The organism is Pseudomonas carassii, assembly GCF_036324045.1.
In the GTDB taxonomy this organism is placed as follows: Bacteria; Pseudomonadota; Gammaproteobacteria; order Pseudomonadales; family Pseudomonadaceae; genus Aquipseudomonas; species Aquipseudomonas peradeniyensis.
In genome coordinates this window covers 42,199-58,294 of the sequence record NZ_JAZDCT010000032.1, presented here as the reverse complement: position 1 = coordinate 58,294, position 16,096 = coordinate 42,199, and the positions used below count along the sequence as shown (strand labels likewise).

Sequence of the window (16,096 nt, the reverse complement as noted above, 5' to 3'; positions counted from 1 at the left end):
ACCAGGGAGAGGGGTATTCGTTCCGCGATTTTTTTTGTTCCTTAAAGGCTGTCCGAAACACTTCAGATAACAAACGCTTTAGCGTGGATCCGGTGAGGTCATTCTGTAATCACCTCTGATATTGATGTTCTGCACTTCGGGGGATCGTGCGGCCGCATGGATTTCTTTGCCAAATTTCACAATCGCCTGGTTTCTTTTGCTGCGCTTATTGATCTCGCGGTTCAGGTCGTTGATCCGCGTTGCAGATGTGTTCGGGTCTTGTTTGTAAATCTGGAGGGTGGTCGCCAGTTGTTTGAGCTCAATGCCGTTGCTGATGAACTCTTGTATATGGTGGTCTGCAATGACGTATTCCTTTTCTCCAATCGGGACTGAGTAAAATGTGTCACGGCGGAGGAGGGTGCGGGTTTTGGGTCCCATGTTCAGGTTTTTCGTATTACCCGGTCGCTGCCAAAGCTCCTGCTGACTGACCTGTTGGGAAGAAAGATTGAAGTCGATCTCGAGGCGGGGTAGTGCGCCAATCTGGACGATGAGCGATTTTGAATGCCCTGAGAAATCTTTGAAGTTCACGGGGTCGCAGGCACAGTAAGCGTAGGCATTTACTCCACCTTTACCGAAGGGACTCAGGCTGTCGGGAGACAGAAAGCGCATCAATTCGGGGTGGTACGCACGGTAACCGTTACCGAAGAGATAGCTGGCCGTGAAGGGTTCCTGATAGTGGCCAGTGAAGGCAAGCAGTGACATGGAGCCTATGGCCCGTGAACCCCGACCGTATGCCGTATAAGCGACATTGTGGAAACTCTGGTCCTGGCAAGCGCTCAGAACGGAGCCTTGGAGGTCGCTTGCCAGAAGTATATCGGGAGGGCGCTTGAGCATTGGCTACGCACCATGTTTAGTTGCCAAAGCAAAAAGGAACCGCCGCAGCTTGAACCCCGCAGGGTCGCGTCACAACTGGCATTTCTACCAGGTGGACCGCAGGCGGCTTTGATTGCTTCAGGCAAACACGAAATACTTGCGCACCGTCTCGACCACTTCCCAGGTTCCCTTCATCCCCGGTTCGATTACGAACACATCCCCTGCTTTCAGGTGCTTCGGCTCCTCGCCCTCTGGGGTGACGATGCAATAGCCATCGAGGAAGTGGCAGTACTCCCACTTCTCGTAGTTGACCTCGAACTTGCCCGGCGTGCAGATCCAGGTGCCCATGATCTTGCTGCCGTCGGCGGACAGGTAGGCATTGAGGTTGACGGTGTGCGGGTCGCCGCCGATGCGCTTCCACTTGGTCGCGTCGACCACCGGGGTCGGGCAGGTTTCGCGCAGGACGGTGATGAAATCGGACATGGCGTGGCTCCAGGCATGTGGGGGAGATGACGCACCACCTTAGGGCCATCGCCACGCCTGCAGTTGCCTGGGGTCGACACCCAACTGTCTGTGCGCGCTATGCGCGGTATGGATCTTGCGCAGCAGTGGGCTGAAGCCGACTACGCAGGGCAGCGATCACCTCGGGTACACCCCGCCCGGGTACTGCTGGTGGTGTCGGGCTTTCCCCGAACTCCCGCCAGACGAACAAGGTCAGCTCCGCGCCGTCGGTCTTGGACAGCGCCTGTTCCATCGAGCCGAATTGCTGCAGCGAACGGTAGCGCTCATCGCGCCAGAACAGCGCTTCGACCCAGTCGTATACCGGGATGAAGTGAAAGTGCAGGGGATGCCCTGGTACATGCCCGAAGCGCCCGATGTACAGCCATTTGGGCGCCAGCTCCTGCTCCATGGCACCTTGCATCCTGCCCATCAGCAGGCCCATCTCTGCCAGGGCTTCGCCTGGCAGCTCCGCGAGGCTGGCGACGCCAGCCCGCGAACCGAGCATCAGGTAGCCGGGCAGGTGCGAGGCCAGGTGATGATTGACGACCCAGTGCGCGCTTTCATGGACGATGTATTCGACCGGAATCTCCATCGCCTCACGCCCACCAGTAACGCACGAAATGGAAGAACACCGGAGCGGCGAAACACACCGAGTCCATGCGGTCGAGCATGCCGCCGTGGCCTTCGATCATGTGGCCCCAGTCCTTCACGCCGCGGTCGCGCTTGATCGCCGACATCACCAGCCCGCCGAAGAAACCCATGGCATTGACGGTCAAGGCCATCAGCGCCGCCTGCCAGAAGGTAAAGGGGGTGATCCAGCACAACAGGGCGCCGACCAGGGTGGCAAGTGCCACGCCGCCGGCCAGGCCTTCGACGGTCTTCGACGGCGACAGGTTCGGCGCCACCTTGCGCTTGCCGAACAGCTTGCCGCACACGTACTGCAGCACGTCGCTGATCTGCACCACCAGGATCAGCCAGGCGATCAGCAGCAGGTTGCGGCCCTCGTAGCCGGGGATGTCCAGGGTCATCAACGCCGGCACCGACGACACGCAGTACACCGCGATCATCAGGCCCCACTGTACCTTGGAGGCGCGCTCGAGGAAGCGCGTGGTGTCGCCGCCGAAACTGGCCAGGATCGGCAGCAACAGGAACAGGTACACCGGGATGAAGATGCTGAACAGCCCATACCAGTCCATGGCGATCAGCAGGTACTGCACCGGCAGCGCCACGTAGAACGCCGCCACCAGCGCCGGGTAGTCGCTGCGTCGGGTCGGGGTGAGGGTCATGAACTCGCGCAGGGCATAGAACGACACGCCGTAGAACAGCACGATCACGCCGTACTTGCCGAACAGGAAGGCGATGCCGATCACCAGCACCATCACCCACCAGGCGTTGATGCGCGCGTTGAGGTTGTCGATCACCGCGTGCGGTGCGGGGCCGGCGCGCCATTTGAGCAGGCGGCCGATCAGGCTGGCGAGCAGCAGCAGGGCGCCGATGCCGGCGAACAGCGACAGGGTGTTGTGATCCATCTCAGGCTTCCTTCGGGGCCAGGTTCAGCAGGGCCTGGCGGGCCCGCTCGAGAAAGGCGTGCTTGCCCTCGTCCGGCTGCAGGTGCAGCGGCTCGCCGAAGCTCAGGGTGCACAGCAGTGGCAGCGGCAAGGCGCGGCCCTTGGGCATGACCCGGTTGAGGTTGGCGATCCACACCGGCACCAGCTCGACCTGGGGGTTGGCCGAGGCCAGGTGGAACAGGCCGCTCTTGAATGGCAGCAACGGGTCGTCGGTCAGGTTGCGCGTGCCCTCCGGGAAGAAGATCAGCGAGTCGCCCTGGGCGAAGGCCTCGAGCACCGGTTGCAGCGGGTTGCCTTCGCTTGCGCCGTGCTGGCGGTCGATCAGCACGCCGTTGAACACCTGGCGGATCAGAAAGTCGCGGATGCCCGGCTTGCACCAGTAGTCGGCGCCCGCCACGGGGCGGGTGCGGCGGCGCAGCGGCTCGGGCAGCGCCGCCCACAGCAGCACGAAATCGCCATGGCTGCTGTGGTTGGCGAAGTACAGGCGTTGCACCGGTTGCGGCGTGCAGCCCAGCCACAGGGCGCGGGCGCCGGTGATCAGGCGGGCGGCGGAAGTGATGACGAAGGCAGTCAGGCTGGCGAGCATGGCATTGGTCTTATCCGGTGAAGGGGAGGGTCAGCATTAATGCGACCTGCAGGGTCAGGCACAGGGCCTGGCGCCGCAGCAGGGCCAGGGCGGCCCGGCTGCGGGTCGGCCAGTCGCGCGGGTCGTTGGGCGCAGGCTTTAGGCGCAGGTCGAACAGGGCGTGGTCCAAGGCCTGGGTGTCGGCAGGCAGGTCGCTGCTGGCGCCGAGGCGGGCGAACAGGTCGGCATCCAGGGCGACGCGCAGGGCCCAGTACTTGTGGGCAAGGCCGAGCAGCAGCAACAGGCCGCAGAGCAGGTGAGGCAGCGTCGCCATTGGCAGGCCGAGCAGTGGTGCCAGGGTGCAGGCCAGGGCCAGCAGGGTCAGGCCGTCCGATAGGCGCTCCAGCTGTCGGCCACGGGCGAGCAGGCTGGCGACGAGCAACAGCCTCATGACTGAGACTCCAGGTGATGCAGTGCCAGGCGGTGGGCCGGGTGCAGGACCACGCCGGGACGCGCCTGGCGAATCAGCGCTTCGGCCTGTTCGGCACTGGCACAGCGGCCGCTGAGCAACAGCCAGGCGGCGACGGCGCTGGCGCTGCGGGAGTAGCCCAGAGCGCAGCAGACCAGCACCGGGCCTTGTTGATGGCGGTGTTCGATGGCCTTGGCGGCCTGTTGCAGGATTTCCCGGTCTGGGGCAATCAGGTCCAGGGTCGGCAGGCTCTGGTAGTCCTGTGGTGTTTTCAGCGCCTTCATCGCGGGGCAAGCCGCGTTGTGGGAGCGGGCTTGCCCCGCGATGCTCTGGTGAGGGACAGCAAGACAGGGCAGCTCCGCGCTCAGGTCGACAATCGCCGCGAACGCAGACGCTTCAGTGCGCCCCGGCACTCTGCCGAGATACACGCCATCGGCCACCTCATCCGCCTGCGGATGCCGCCAGGTCCATAGCCGCGAGTTAATCCAGGCGCCCAGCAGGTATGGCGCCAGCAGCCAGGTGGCGGCCACTGACAGTCTCCCGTCGGTGCCTTTCTGGAAACCTGCGGCGCCGAACAGGGCATAGTTCAGCGCCACCAGCAGCAACGACAGCGCCGGCCACAGCAACCACAACCCGCCACCGGCGATCTTCATTGCCAGTAGCCCAAGCACGGCCGCGCCCAGGCCATAGCGCAGCGCCAGGCGCCAACGTTTCGGATTCTGCGCCAGACGTGCCTGTCGCCAGGGCAACGGACCGCTGTGCGGCCACAGCCAAAGGCAGAAAAGTCCCGCCAGCGCCCCGGTCGGCACATCGATGAAATGATGCTGCCAGGTGGTCAGCACCGACAGCCCGATCAGCCCCATCCAGCCGTGCACCACCCAGCGCCAGGCAGGATGCCGCGTATGCCGGGCGAACATCGTCCAGATGATCACCAGCAACGCGATGTGCAACGACGGCGCCTGGTTGTAGGGCTTGTCGAAGCCCATCAGCACATCGAACAGCCAGCCGAACAGCCCCGACAGCTCGGGGCGCTCGAAGGTGAAGCGCAGCGGCCAGAGCAGGAAGCTGGCCACGCAGATCAGTTGCGCCGTCAGCAGCGCCAGGGCATGGCGGTCCATCTCTGAACGCGAGCGAGGCAGCAGGAACGACAACCCGTACAGCAGGTCGATCGACCAGTACGGGATGATCGTCCAGGGCCACAGCGGCACCTGCCGCTCCCAGGTGAACACCAGGCTGCCGATATCATCGCGGCCGGCGGTATAGGTGTTGGCCAGGCCGTAGCTGAGGAAGAAGAACGGTCCGAGCAGCAACAGCCACAGGATACCGCGACGGACCAGCCCGGCTTCACGGGCCATCAGCGCACCCGCTGCGCCAGGCTGACGCTGAAGATGCCCCACTCGTCGATGCGCTGGGTAATCTTGCGGAACCCTGCCGCTTCCACCAGCTGGTCCATCTCCGCCTGGCTGCGCCGGCGCATCACCCAGGCCTGGCCGCCACGGTGGCTGGTCAGGGCGCGGGCGATCATCTCCAACTGCGGGTGCCAGGGCTGGCCGGTGTAGACAAGGTAGCCGCCGTCCTCGACCGCGTCGGCCAGTCCCGCCAGCGAGTTGCCGACCAGCTCGTTGCTGGGGAACAGTTCGTAAAGGCCCGAGACCACTGCCAGTGTCGGATGCGGGTCAAGCGCGGCCAGGCTCTGGCGGTCGAAGGCATCGCCCTGGACGAAGCGGGCGATCTCGGCCAGGCCCTTTTCACTGATCAAGGCATTGCCCTGTTGCACGTTCAGCTCGCTGTAGTCGCGCAGCAGGATCGAGTTGGGCAACTGCTGCAAGCCTTGCAGCGCTTCGAGGATGTAGCGGCCATGGCCGGCGGCGATATCGACGATATGCACCGGGCGCTGCTGTTCGCGCAGGCGGGCGATGGCCAGGCGCAGCAGTTCCTCGACGTTCAGCTTGCGCTGGCGGATACCGCGCCAGCCGATGGCATCCAGGTAGTTGCGGTCGATCAGCTCGCCCAGCTTGCCCTTGCCGGTCGGGGTGTTGCGGTAGATGTAGTCGAGGGTCGAGCCGGAGTCGAAACCGGTGTCGAAGCCCAGCTTCACCCCTTCGGAAAGGCCTTTGCCCAAGCGCAGGCCGGCGCGGGTGGCACGCCAGTAGAGGTCGCCTGGCGAATGGTGCGGCAACGGCGCGGCCAGGCTCTCGGCCTCGGCGCAGCTGGCACCACTCTTGTCGGCATCGAGCAACGACGGCTGGGCTTGCGGTGCGTCGAAGCAGTGGGCAATGAAACGCTGGATCCGCGCCAGGGCATGAGCGCGGTCGCGTTCGCCGAGGGTGTCGTGGAAGAAACCGGGGAGGATATGCTTCTCTTTGCGTGCGCTGCCCAGGCGGTCGAAGAACCGTTCTTGCGGCTTGCGCTCGACCACCAGGTCGGCGCCGGAGATCAGCAGCTGCGTCGGCACCTGGATCGCCTGGGCATCGGCGACCACACGGTCGGCGGCGTCGTACAGGCCCAGCAGCATGGTGACGGAAATGGGCCGGCTGATCAGCGGGTCGGCGACATAGGACATGACCCGCTCCGGGTCATGGGTCAGCAGGCGCGGCTTGACGTAGCTGTTGACGAAGAAGTTGCCGCGCAGGGCCTTCATCAGCTTCAGCCCGGGGCGGGCGAAGGGTACGTAGAGCTTGACCTTGAAGGCCGGTGAGGCGAGTACCAGGCAACGTACCCTGGGCGCATAATCGTGGGCCCAGGTGGCGATCAATACCGCGCCGACGCTCTGCGCCAGCACCACCATGTCGGCCTCGGCGATGCCGTGCTGCGCCTGGATGTGCTCGATGAAGGTCTGCACGTCGCGCACGCTGGTGGCGAAGCCCGGACTGTCGCCGCGAGCCCCCGGCGACTGCCCATGGCCACGGGCATCCCAGGCGTAGAAGTCGTAGCCGGGCATGTCCAGTTCATCGGCCAGGTGGGCCATGCGTCCTCCGTGCTCGTGGCCGCGATGGAACATCACCACGGCCCGGCGCGGCTGGTGTTCGTTGCGTGTGGCAGGCCAGTGACGATAGTGCAGCTCGACGCCGTCATGGGTGCAGAAGTGCAGCGATTGCGCTTGGCGCATGGCGAATATCCTTGTCCGGCAGCGAGGGGCTCAACGGGTTTCGGCCAGGCCGTGGCGAACCCGGTTGTAGAGGGTATAGAGCGAGAGCAGCAGGATGACCAGCAGCAGGCCGTTGATCCAGGTCGCGCCCAGCAGCCCGAACCCCACGCCGGTACCCAGCATGCCGAAGGCGAAGGCCCGGTCGCTCTTGCCCATCGGCCCGTCGTAGCGGCGTGATGCGCCGGCTAGCGGGCCCATCACCCCGGCGTATTCGCTGATCACCGCGAACACCACCACCAGCACCACCAGTGTCGGCGAAACGCCCGGCAGCAGGGCGAAGGGCAGGTAGAGGGCGGTGTCGGCAATCACGTCGCACAGTTCATTGAGATAGGCACCGAGTTTGGACTGTTGGCCGAACTCCCGGGCGAGCATGCCGTCGACTGCGTTCAGCGCCATGCGCAGCAGCATCCACACCGGTATCAGGAGGAACAGCCAGGTGACCTGGGGCAGCCAGGCCAGCAACAGGCCCAGCAGGACGGAAACCGCGGCAGCGGTGACCGTGACCTGGTTGGCGGTGACGCCGCGGTCGAACAGGCGCTGGACGGCAGGGCGCAGCAACGCCTGGAAGCGGGGTTTGAGCTGGTAGATCGATGGCACGTTGAATTCCCTGTCGTGGTGCGGCATGGACGCGATTGTGGGGAATCAGGCGGGGGGGCGGCAAGGGGAGCGTAGTGGAGTTGTGAGGAGGGCGAGGTAATTGAGGTGGCCTTTGCCGGCATTGATCGCGGGGCAGCCCGCTCCCACTCTGTTTCCCGCGAAGGCAGGGTAGTGCAATAGTCAGGACAATCTCCTACAGATTTGGCGCAATCGTTGTAGGCGCGGGCTTGTCCCGCGAGGGGCCGTACAGCGCGTTCCGGTACTCGGCTGTAGTTCATTTCCGAAACTTGTTTCACTGCCGCCTGGCACATTGCGAGGGTGCGGCTGAACGTTCTAGTTTCGCGGTTCACCGACCGGAAGCGCTGCCCGGAAGATACCCAACCATGGCAGCTCGACAAAGCGAGAGAGCCGATGAACCTACTTGTTGTCCTGCACAAGTCCCGTGAGACCTATTACGGCGTCACCATCCCCGATGTACCTGGCTGTTTTTCCGCAGGTGCCACGGTCCCCCAGGCACTGGAGAACGTTCAGGAGGCGCTGGCGCTGCATTATGAAGGGCTGGTGGCCGATGGCGCGCCCCTGCCGCAGGTGCAGGAAATGGATGTGCATGTGGACAACCCAGAGTATGCAGGCGGCCTCTGGGCGTTGGTGGACTTCGACGCAACGCCGTACCTGGGGACGGCGGTACGTTTCAGTGCGACGTTGCCCAAGAACTTGTTGCAACGAATCGACGATAGGGTGAAGCAGGATAATCGCTACGCTTCACGCTCCGCATTTCTGGCTTCGGCGGCGCTGCGCGAACTGGCTGAGGTGTACTGAGCCTGCGCGCCCCGGTCATATTCAGACAGGCTCGGCCAAGCGATCGACCAGCACGGCGGCGTATCCCGGCAATACGCTGAAATCCCGCGAGCAGAGGAGCAAATGGCGATTGGCCCAGTCCTCTCGCAGGGCAACCCAACGCAGCGGCAGGACGCCTTCCCAGCGCCGAACCGAGGCCAGTGGCACCACTGCCACGCCGGCCCCACCCGAGACCATGCGGATCACCCCATCGAACCCTTCCGCACGAACCCGCACCTGCATGCGCCTTCCCTGACGTAGCGCCTGTTCCTCAAGGTGTAACGCGAGGGCGCTGTTGGCGCCAAGCCCCACATGCCCATGGTCCAGACTCGCGTTGAAACTTGCCTCATCATGGGCGTCCAGCGGATGTCCCTGGGGCATTACCAGCACCAGCGGATCATCGCGAAACGGCCGTGTCTGCAGATGCTCGCAAGGCGCGGCGCTGGAAATGATGCCCAGGTCCGCCATGCCCTGGGTGATCGCCTGGACGATGCCAAGGCTCGGCAACTCCTGGATATCGACACTCCCCCCCGGATGCTCGACCAGATAGCTGGCCAGCAACTCCGGCAGGTACTCGGTCAGTGCTGCCGTGTTGCACAGCAGGCGTACTTGTCCTTGCAGGCCTTGGGCGTACTGCCCCAGGTCGTATTGCAGGCGCTCCAACTGCCGGGCAATCAGCCGCGCATGCTGCAGGAGCGCCTGGCCGGCAGGTGTGGGCTGTACACCACGGCGATTGCGGGTAAGCAGGGGGATGCCCAACGAAGCTTCCATGGCGCGAATGCGGGCACTGGCCGCTGGCAGCGACAGGTGACTGCGTCGGGCACCTTCGGTGATGTTGCCGCTCTCGAGGGTATGCTGGAACAGCTTGAGATCGATCAGGTCGAAATGCATCTGCCTCTGTCCTGGAAAGAGTCTGCCTGAGTATATGGCAGATTTTCAGCGCGCTGGCCGCACGGCAGGATGACGCCATGAATACCTTCCTGGCGTTTTATCAGAGTATCGGGCCTGCAATTTCAATGCTGGTGATCATGACCTTCTTCCTGGCTGGCGCGGTCAAGGGGGTGATCGGCCTGGGGCTGCCCACCATTGCCATGGGCTTGCTGGGTCTGGCTATGCCACCGGCGCAGGCAGCGGCGCTGCTGATCGTGCCGTCGACCGTGACCAACCTGTGGCAGCTGGCGGCAGGCGGTCACTTGCTGGCGCTGCTGCGGCGCCTGGGAGGGATGTTGTCGATGATCTTCATCGGCACCCTGTTGGGCAGCGCCTGGTCAGGTATCGACAGTGGCCCGTGGGCAGCCCATGGCTTGGGCGCTGCGTTGCTGATCTACGCCCTTTACGGCCTGGCCGGTCCGGGCTTGCGGGTGGCGCCTGGGCGGGAACGCTGGCTGGGCCCCGTCTGCGGGTTGCTGACAGGCGTGGTGACGGCGGCCACCGGGGTGTTCGTGATGCCCGCAGTGCCCTATTTGCAAGGTCTTGGCCTGAGCCGTGAGGAGATGGTCCAGGCATTGGGGCTGTCATTCACCGTCTCGACCCTGGCGCTGGCGGTCGGGCTGGCCGGTCAGGATGCCTTGGGTGGCCAGGCCTTGGGCGCTTCGTTGCTGATGCTGGCGCCCGCCTTGCTGGGCATGTTCGCCGGTCAGTGGCTGCGCGGGCGGATCAGCGCAGCGCTGTTCAAGCGCTGCTTCTTCATCGGCCTGGTGCTACTGGGCACGCACCTGTTGATCAACGGTTAGCGGACGAAGCGCTGAGCATGTCGATCATCTGGATATCAAAGTCGTGCTCCAGGTAATCCATGCGTTTCTCGAAGAACGCGGCCATGTGCGGCAGCGCCGAGTGCACGTCCAGGGCCGCCTTGCTGGCCCAGACCTCGAAGAACACGAACAGGCTCGGGTCTTCCTTGTCGCGCAGCATGTGGTACTCGATGCAGCCGGGCTCCTGGCGGCTGGGCTCGACATAGGGACGGAACAACTGCTCGAAGGCTTCGGCCTGTTCCGGGCGGGTCTTGGCTTTGAGGATGAAGGCGTATTGCTCGCTCATGGCAGATCTCGGTGAGGTAAGAGAGTGAGCAGATTCTAAATCAACAATATGTTTATCATTCATGACTATCAGGCAAATGTATTTTGTCCTGAACCCGCTATTTCCCCGCCCCGTGAGTGCCTAACCTGCCGGCAACTTCACTTACAGGGCTGACCCTCCCATGAAAAAGATCCTCCTGCTCAACGGTGGCAAACGCTTCGCCCACTCCGACGGCCGCCTCAACCAGACCCTGCACGATGCCGCGCTGGCCCACCTGGACCGTGCCGGCTTCGATGTGCGGGAAACCTTCATCGACGGTGGCTACGACGTCCAGGCCGAGGTGGAGAAATTCCTCTGGGCCGACGTGGTGATCTACCAGATGCCCGGTTGGTGGATGGGCGCGCCCTGGACGGTGAAGAAGTACATCGACGAGGTGTTCACCGCCGGTCACGGCAGCCTGTACGCCAACGATGGCCGTACCCGCTCCGATGCCTCGCAGAAGTACGGCAGCGGTGGCCTGGTCCAGGGCAAGCAGTACATGCTGTCGCTGACCTGGAACGCGCCGCAGCAGGCGTTCGACGACCCGAGCGACTTCTTCGAAGGCAAGGGTGTGGATGCGGTGTACTTCCCGTTCCACAAGGCCAACCAGTTCCTCGGCATGAGCGGGTTGCCGACCTTCCTCGCTGTCGATGTGATGAAGCGGCCGGATGTGCCGGCGGCGCTGGCGGCGTATGAGCAGCACCTGGACAAAGTGTTTGGCAAGGCCTGATCGCCTCGCCTCTGTAGGAGCGGCCTTGTGCCGCGAAAGGGCCGCGGTGCGGCCCCAGGTTTTCTTATACCTGACAACTTCAGGGGGCGCAGCGTAGCCCTTTCGCGACACAAGGCCGCTCCTACAAGGGCAAGTTGCTTGCACGTACGTTGATCAACAGCTATCAATCACGGCATTCCCCATTCAGGTCCTTTCGCGTGAAAACTCGCTCCGAAGAACTCCAGGTCTTCGTCGCCGTCATCGACAGCGGCTCGATCTCCGCCGCCGCCGAGCAGATCGGTCAGACCCCGTCGGCCGTCAGCCGCACCTTGTCGCGGCTGGAGGGCAAGCTGGGCACCACCTTGGTCAACCGCACCACTCGGCGCATGGACCTGACCGAAGAAGGGCACTTCTTCCTCGAGCGCGCGCGGCTGATCCTCGAGCAGATGGACGACATGGAAGAGCGTCTGTCGATGAACCGCCAGACCCCGTCCGGGCGCCTGCGCATCAACGCCGCCGCGCCGTTCATGCTGCACGCGATCCTGCCGTGGATCGGCGAGTTCCGCCGGCAATACCCCGGCATCGAGCTGGAGTTGAACACCGACGACCTGATCATCGACCTGCTGGAGCAGAGCACCGACGTGGCCATCCGCATCGGCGAGCTGTCCGACTCCAGCCTGCATGCCCGCTCGCTGGGCTGCAGCCCGGTGCAGGTTCTCGCCAGCCCCGATTACCTGGCGCGCCACGGCACGCCGCAACGGGTCGAGGATCTCGACCAGCATTGCCTGCTCGGCTTCAGCTCCCTGGAATCGCTCAACCGCTGGCCATTGCGCCACGCCCAGGGCGACCACTGGGCGATCCGCCCGCAGCTGCTCGCGTCCAGTGGCGAAACCCTGCGCCAGTTGGCCATCGCCGGTGAAGGCATCGTCAGCCTGTCGCACTTCATGACCCACGAGGACATCCGCGCCGGCCGCCTGCAGGTGCTGCTCGGCGAGCACAACAACGGCTATCGCCAGCCGATCCACGCGGTCTACTACCGCAACACCCAGCTGGCCCTGCGCATCCAGTGTTTCCTCGATTTCATCCAGAAGAAGCTGGCCGCCTACGCCTGCTGAGTTGCCTGAACGCGACAACGTCTGCCCATCGGCGGCGCAATCCTGCCATGGTGTTTGCTTAGTCGGAGGGCTTCGGCCTTAATGACTGATCAACAAAAACAACACCAAGGAAGTGCGCATGCGTATCGTCATGTTCCAGCCGCTGGCCCTCGGGGTCGCGATCCTGAGCTGTTCCTCCGCCTTTGCCGTGACGCTGGAAGGCGGCGCGGTGGCCGCGCCTGATCAATATGGCGCACAGGTGGCCGCCGATATCCTCAAGAAGGGCGGCAATGCGGTGGACGCCGCCGTCGCCACCGCCTTCACCCTGGCCGTGACCTACCCCGAGGCCGGCAATATCGGCGGCGGCGGCTTCATGACCCTGTTCGTCGACGGCAAGCCCTACTTCCTCGACTACCGCGAAGTGGCGCCCAAGGCCGCGACCAAGACCATGTACCTGGACGACAAGGGTGAGGTGATCGAGAACCTCAGCCTGGTCGGCGTACGCGCCGCCGGCGTGCCGGGCACGGTGATGGGGCTGTGGGAGGCGCATCAGAAGTTCGGCAAGCTCAAGTGGAGCGAGCTGCTGACGCCTGCCATCGGCTACGCGCAGAACGGCTTCAAGATCGCCCAGAAGCAGTACCAGTACCGCGACGACGCTCAGGGCCTGTTCAAGACCGCCACCAACTTCAACGACTACTTCGGCCACATGAAGGTCGGTGAGCTGTTCAAGCAGCCGGAGCTGGCGCAGACCCTGGAGCGCATCGCCGACAAGGGCGTCAGCGAGTTCTACCAGGGCAAGACCGCCGACCTGCTGGTGGCGCAGATGCAGGCCGACAAGGGCCTGATCAGCAAGGACGACCTCAAGGACTACAAGGCCGTGTGGCGCGACCCGATCGCCATCGGCTGGCGCGGCAATGTGGTCTACACCGCGCCGCCGCCAAGCTCCGGCGGTGTTGCCCTGGCCCAGCTGCTGGGCATCAAGGAAGACCGCGCGGCGGACTTCAAGGGCGTCGAGCACAACTCGGCCAAGTACATCCACCTGCTGGCCGAGATCGAGAAACGGGTGTTCGCCGACCGCGCCGACTACCTCGGTGACCCGGCTTTCACAAAGGTCCCGGTCGACCAGCTGGTGGCTAAGGACTACTTGGCCAAGCGGGCCGCCCAGGTCAACCCTACCGCGATCTCCGAGACCGACAAGGTCAAGCCGGGGCTGGAACCGCACCAGACCACGCACTTCTCCATCGTCGACAAGCAGGGCAACGCGGTGAGCAACACCTACACCCTCAACCTCGACTACGGCAGTGGCGTGGTGGTCAAGGGCGCGGGCTTCCTGCTCAACGACGAGATGGACGATTTCAGCGCCAAGCCGGGGGCGGCCAATGCCTTTGGCGTGGTCGGCGGTGATGCCAACGCCATCGCGCCGGGCAAGCGCATGCTCTCGTCGATGAGCCCGAGCCTGGTGACCCGCGATGGCAAGGTGGCCCTGGTGCTGGGCACGCCGGGCGGCTCGCGGATCTTCACCTCGATCTTCCAGGTGATGAACAACCTGTATGACTACGGCATGCCGCTGGAGAAGGCGGTGGCGGCGCAGCGCGTGCATCACCAGTTGCTGCCCAAGGACACGATCTACTTCGACAGCTATGCGCCGCTCACTGGCAAGGTGGCGGACGATCTGAAGAAGATGGGCTACGTGCTGGAAGACCAGGGCTGGGAGATGGGCGACATCCAGGCCATCCGGGTCACCGGGGAGAAGCTGGAGACCGCGTCGGATCCGCGTGGGCGCGGAGTGGGGATGATCGTCAAGTAAGGCTGGGGTGAAATGATCGCGGGGCAAGCCCGCTCCCACGACCGGTGGGAGCGGGCTTGCCCCGCGATGCGTTACAGGGTCAGACGCGGAACTGGCTGACCAGGGTCTGCAGGTGACCACCCAGGCGCGCCAGCTCGACGCTGGAGGCGGCGGTCTCGTCGCTGGCCGCGGCGGTCTGCTCCGACACGTCGCGCACGTTGAGGATGCTGCGGCTGATCTCTTCGGCCACGGCGCTCTGTTGCTCGGCGGCGGCGGCGATCTGCTGATTCATCGACTGGATGTTCGACACCGTGCGGGTGATGCTCTCCAGCGAGCCACCGGCCTTGCGCGCCAGCTCGACGCTGCTGTCGGTCAGGTTGCGGCTACCGTTCATCACTTCGGCGACCTGCTGGGTGCCTTGCTGCAGGCTGGCAATCAGGCCTTCGATCTCTTCGGTGGACTGCTGGGTGCGCTGGGCCAGGCCACGGACCTCGTCGGCCACCACGGCGAAGCCACGACCGGCCTCGCCGGCGCGGGCCGCCTCGATGGCGGCGTTGAGCGCCAGCAGGTTGGTCTGCTCGGCCACCGACTTGATCACGTCCATGACGCTGCCGATCTTCTGGCTTTCCTGCTGCAGCAGGGTCATCGCCTCGGTGGAGCGGTGCACTTCGTGGGCCAGGCGTTCGATCTGGCTGATGGCTTCACCGACCACCTTGTCGCCGACACGGGCTTCGTCGTCGGCGTTGGTCGCCGCGTGGGAGGCCTGCTCGGCGTTGCGCGCGACCTCCTGGACGGTGGCGGCCATCTCGTGCATGGCGGTGGCCACCTGGTCGGTCTCGACCTTCTGGCTGTTGGCGCCGGCGCTGGTCTGCTCGGTCACCGCCGACAGCTCCTCGGCGGCGCTGGCGATCTGGGTGACGCCGTCGCGGATGCCGGTGATCAGGTCGCGCAGGGTGGTGCCCATGCGGGCGATGCCTTGCTGCAGGGCGCCCAGTTCGTCGCGACGGGTGACGCGCAGTTCCTGGGTGAGGTCGCCGCTGGCGATGCGGTTGACCACGTCCATGGTCTCGCGCAGCGGGCGGGTGATCTGGCGGGTGATGATGAACGCGGCGAGCACGCCGACCAGCAGCGCCAGCAGGGTGGCGGTGGTCTGCAGGCTGCGGGCCTGGACGCTTTCGGCGTCACGGCGTTCGATCTGGATCTTGTACAGCTCGTCGCTGCGCTTGACGATGTCGGCGCCCTGCACGGTCATTTCGGCACGGGCCACGCCGATGGCGGCGGTGGCGTCGCGGAACTGGCGCACGGCGTCGCGGTAGGCCAGCACGGCGCTTTCGAACTGCTGGATGCGCGAGGCTTCGCCTGGCAGCTGGCGCTTGAGGCTGTCGATTTCATTCAGGGCGTTTTCCAGCTGGCGCAGGGCAGCCTGCTCGGCTTCGCTGGTCAGGTCGGCGATGTAGCTACGTACATCCAGGCGCACTTGCACCAGCTGCTGCTTGGCCTTGCTGATCAGCAGGTACTGGGCCAGGCGGCTGGCATCGCTCTCGGAGCTGGACAGCACGGCGCCGCTGATCGCCTCGATCGCCTCATTGGCGCGGCCGGCGGCCTGGTTCATCGAATCGCGGGCGGAGAGGGTGGTCTTGTAGCCCTGGCGCATTTTCTCCAGCGAGACCCGGTATTCGCTGATGCTCTGGCCCTGCTCGCGCAGCAGCTTGACGTTTTCCGGGCTCTTGAAGGAGTTGACCAGGTGCTGCTGCTGGCTGCCGAAAGCGTCGAGCTTGGCCTGGACATTGGCCGCCGAGGCGTCGTCGCCGTTGGTCAGCATCCACTGCAGGCGGGCCACGCGCAGGTTGGTCAGGTCACTGTTGAGCTGGGTGATGTCGCTCATCCAGTTGCTGCGGTCGATGAGGCTGCCCAG

General features: G+C 64.5%; 17 protein-coding genes and 1 pseudogene. 5 read left to right on the top strand and 13 right to left on the bottom strand.

Annotated features, from left to right (window positions below):
• Positions 1–78: 78 nt before the first annotated feature.
• The 9 genes from V0R62_RS21015 to V0R62_RS20975 all read right to left on the bottom strand — a co-directional run bounded on the left by V0R62_RS21015 (position 79) and on the right by V0R62_RS20975 (position 7,700).
• A complete protein-coding gene (locus V0R62_RS21015) occupies positions 79–873 on the bottom strand; it encodes an RHS repeat-associated core domain-containing protein (RefSeq protein ID WP_330105057.1) in 795 nt (264 codons plus the stop codon).
• Positions 874–990: 117 nt separating this feature from the next.
• Positions 991–1,335 (bottom strand): cupin domain-containing protein, encoded by a 345-nt coding sequence (locus V0R62_RS21010; protein ID WP_023631693.1) that lies wholly within the window; start codon positions 1,333–1,335, stop codon positions 991–993.
• A gap of 97 nt (positions 1,336–1,432) precedes the next feature.
• Positions 1,433–1,945, bottom strand: a complete 513-nt coding sequence (locus V0R62_RS21005) for an HIT family protein (RefSeq protein WP_330105056.1) — start codon at positions 1,943–1,945, stop codon at positions 1,433–1,435.
• Between the two features lie 4 nt (positions 1,946–1,949).
• A complete protein-coding gene (locus tag V0R62_RS21000; protein WP_069017061.1) occupies positions 1,950–2,882 on the bottom strand; it encodes a phosphatidate cytidylyltransferase in 933 nt (310 codons plus the stop codon).
• A gap of 1 nt (position 2,883) precedes the next feature.
• Positions 2,884–3,507 (bottom strand): lysophospholipid acyltransferase family protein, encoded by a 624-nt coding sequence (locus V0R62_RS20995; RefSeq protein ID WP_062362143.1) that lies wholly within the window; start codon positions 3,505–3,507, stop codon positions 2,884–2,886.
• A gap of 10 nt (positions 3,508–3,517) precedes the next feature.
• Positions 3,518–3,937, bottom strand: coding sequence for a hypothetical protein (locus V0R62_RS20990; RefSeq protein WP_330105055.1), 420 nt, complete (start codon positions 3,935–3,937; stop codon positions 3,518–3,520).
• Complete coding sequence (locus V0R62_RS20985) at positions 3,934–5,310, bottom strand: phosphatase PAP2/dual specificity phosphatase family protein (protein ID WP_330105054.1); 1,377 nt, start codon at positions 5,308–5,310, stop codon at positions 3,934–3,936. Before V0R62_RS20985 ends, V0R62_RS20990 begins: the two co-directional genes overlap by 4 nt.
• On the bottom strand, positions 5,310–7,064 hold the full coding sequence (locus tag V0R62_RS20980) for a bifunctional alpha/beta hydrolase/class I SAM-dependent methyltransferase (protein ID WP_330105053.1): 1,755 nt from the start codon (positions 7,062–7,064) through the stop codon (positions 5,310–5,312). Before V0R62_RS20980 ends, V0R62_RS20985 begins: the two co-directional genes overlap by 1 nt.
• A 30-nt stretch (positions 7,065–7,094) precedes the next feature.
• Positions 7,095–7,700 carry a CDP-alcohol phosphatidyltransferase family protein gene (locus tag V0R62_RS20975; RefSeq protein WP_330105052.1) on the bottom strand — a complete coding sequence of 202 codons (606 nt, stop codon included), beginning with the start codon at positions 7,698–7,700 and terminating at the stop codon, positions 7,095–7,097.
• A gap of 411 nt (positions 7,701–8,111) precedes the next feature.
• Between V0R62_RS20975 and V0R62_RS20970 the strand changes: the two genes are divergently transcribed.
• Positions 8,112–8,519 (top strand): type II toxin-antitoxin system HicB family antitoxin, encoded by a 408-nt coding sequence (locus V0R62_RS20970; RefSeq protein ID WP_330105051.1) that lies wholly within the window; start codon positions 8,112–8,114, stop codon positions 8,517–8,519.
• 21 nt (positions 8,520–8,540) lie between these two features.
• On the opposite strand, the gene V0R62_RS20965 is transcribed toward V0R62_RS20970, so the two are convergent.
• A complete protein-coding gene (locus tag V0R62_RS20965; protein WP_330105050.1) occupies positions 8,541–9,428 on the bottom strand; it encodes a LysR substrate-binding domain-containing protein in 888 nt (295 codons plus the stop codon).
• Positions 9,429–9,505: 77 nt separating this feature from the next.
• Between V0R62_RS20965 and V0R62_RS20960 the strand changes: the two genes are divergently transcribed.
• Positions 9,506–10,270 carry a sulfite exporter TauE/SafE family protein gene (locus V0R62_RS20960; RefSeq protein ID WP_330105049.1) on the top strand — a complete coding sequence of 255 codons (765 nt, stop codon included), beginning with the start codon at positions 9,506–9,508 and terminating at the stop codon, positions 10,268–10,270.
• On the opposite strand, the gene V0R62_RS20955 is transcribed toward V0R62_RS20960, so the two are convergent.
• Positions 10,260–10,574, bottom strand: a complete 315-nt coding sequence (locus V0R62_RS20955) for a putative quinol monooxygenase (protein WP_330105048.1) — start codon at positions 10,572–10,574, stop codon at positions 10,260–10,262. The two genes, V0R62_RS20960 and V0R62_RS20955, sit on opposite strands and share 11 nt — an antisense overlap.
• Before the next feature lie 160 nt (positions 10,575–10,734).
• Here V0R62_RS20955 and V0R62_RS20950 point away from each other — a divergent pair, with 160 nt between their 5' ends.
• From V0R62_RS20950 to ggt, 3 genes are all read left to right on the top strand, one after another.
• Positions 10,735–11,322, top strand: coding sequence for an NAD(P)H-dependent oxidoreductase (locus V0R62_RS20950; protein WP_330105047.1), 588 nt, complete (start codon positions 10,735–10,737; stop codon positions 11,320–11,322).
• 197 nt (positions 11,323–11,519) lie between these two features.
• Positions 11,520–12,416 (top strand): LysR family transcriptional regulator, encoded by an 897-nt coding sequence (locus V0R62_RS20945; protein ID WP_330105046.1) that lies wholly within the window; start codon positions 11,520–11,522, stop codon positions 12,414–12,416.
• A 118-nt stretch (positions 12,417–12,534) separates the two neighbouring features.
• Positions 12,535–14,202, top strand: a complete 1,668-nt coding sequence (gene ggt, locus V0R62_RS20940) for a gamma-glutamyltransferase (protein WP_330105045.1) — start codon at positions 12,535–12,537, stop codon at positions 14,200–14,202.
• 79 nt (positions 14,203–14,281) lie between these two features.
• Here the strand turns inward: ggt and V0R62_RS26940 are convergent, their stop codons facing one another.
• Positions 14,282–14,986 (bottom strand): methyl-accepting chemotaxis protein, encoded by a 705-nt coding sequence (locus V0R62_RS26940; protein WP_408005709.1) that lies wholly within the window; start codon positions 14,984–14,986, stop codon positions 14,282–14,284.
• A 198-nt stretch (positions 14,987–15,184) separates the two neighbouring features.
• Positions 15,185–16,066, bottom strand: a pseudogene (locus V0R62_RS26935) (methyl-accepting chemotaxis protein); the annotation flags it as partial.
• Positions 16,067–16,096 lie beyond the last annotated feature (30 nt).

What these genes read in the sequence shown, in the direction of transcription:
- V0R62_RS21015 (WP_330105057.1), bottom strand. Translation starts at nt 873, where the DNA reads ATGCTCAAGCGCCCTCCCGATATACTTCTGGCAAGCGACCTCCAAGGC.
- V0R62_RS21010 (WP_023631693.1), bottom strand. Translation starts at nt 1,335, where the DNA reads ATGTCCGATTTCATCACCGTCCTGCGCGAAACCTGCCCGACCCCGGTG.
- V0R62_RS21005 (WP_330105056.1), bottom strand. Translation starts at nt 1,945, where the DNA reads ATGGAGATTCCGGTCGAATACATCGTCCATGAAAGCGCGCACTGGGTC.
- V0R62_RS21000 (WP_069017061.1), bottom strand. Translation starts at nt 2,882, where the DNA reads ATGGATCACAACACCCTGTCGCTGTTCGCCGGCATCGGCGCCCTGCTG.
- V0R62_RS20995 (WP_062362143.1), bottom strand. Translation starts at nt 3,507, where the DNA reads ATGCTCGCCAGCCTGACTGCCTTCGTCATCACTTCCGCCGCCCGCCTG.
- V0R62_RS20990 (WP_330105055.1), bottom strand. Translation starts at nt 3,937, where the DNA reads ATGAGGCTGTTGCTCGTCGCCAGCCTGCTCGCCCGTGGCCGACAGCTG.
- V0R62_RS20985 (WP_330105054.1), bottom strand. Translation starts at nt 5,310, where the DNA reads ATGGCCCGTGAAGCCGGGCTGGTCCGTCGCGGTATCCTGTGGCTGTTG.
- V0R62_RS20980 (WP_330105053.1), bottom strand. Translation starts at nt 7,064, where the DNA reads ATGCGCCAAGCGCAATCGCTGCACTTCTGCACCCATGACGGCGTCGAG.
- V0R62_RS20970 (WP_330105051.1), top strand. Translation starts at nt 8,112, where the DNA reads ATGAACCTACTTGTTGTCCTGCACAAGTCCCGTGAGACCTATTACGGC.
- V0R62_RS20965 (WP_330105050.1), bottom strand. Translation starts at nt 9,428, where the DNA reads ATGCATTTCGACCTGATCGATCTCAAGCTGTTCCAGCATACCCTCGAG.
- V0R62_RS20960 (WP_330105049.1), top strand. Translation starts at nt 9,506, where the DNA reads ATGAATACCTTCCTGGCGTTTTATCAGAGTATCGGGCCTGCAATTTCA.
- V0R62_RS20955 (WP_330105048.1), bottom strand. Translation starts at nt 10,574, where the DNA reads ATGAGCGAGCAATACGCCTTCATCCTCAAAGCCAAGACCCGCCCGGAA.
- V0R62_RS20950 (WP_330105047.1), top strand. Translation starts at nt 10,735, where the DNA reads ATGAAAAAGATCCTCCTGCTCAACGGTGGCAAACGCTTCGCCCACTCC.
- ggt (WP_330105045.1), top strand. Translation starts at nt 12,535, where the DNA reads ATGCGTATCGTCATGTTCCAGCCGCTGGCCCTCGGGGTCGCGATCCTG.
- V0R62_RS26940 (WP_408005709.1), bottom strand. Translation starts at nt 14,986, where the DNA reads ATGGCCGCCACCGTCCAGGAGGTCGCGCGCAACGCCGAGCAGGCCTCC.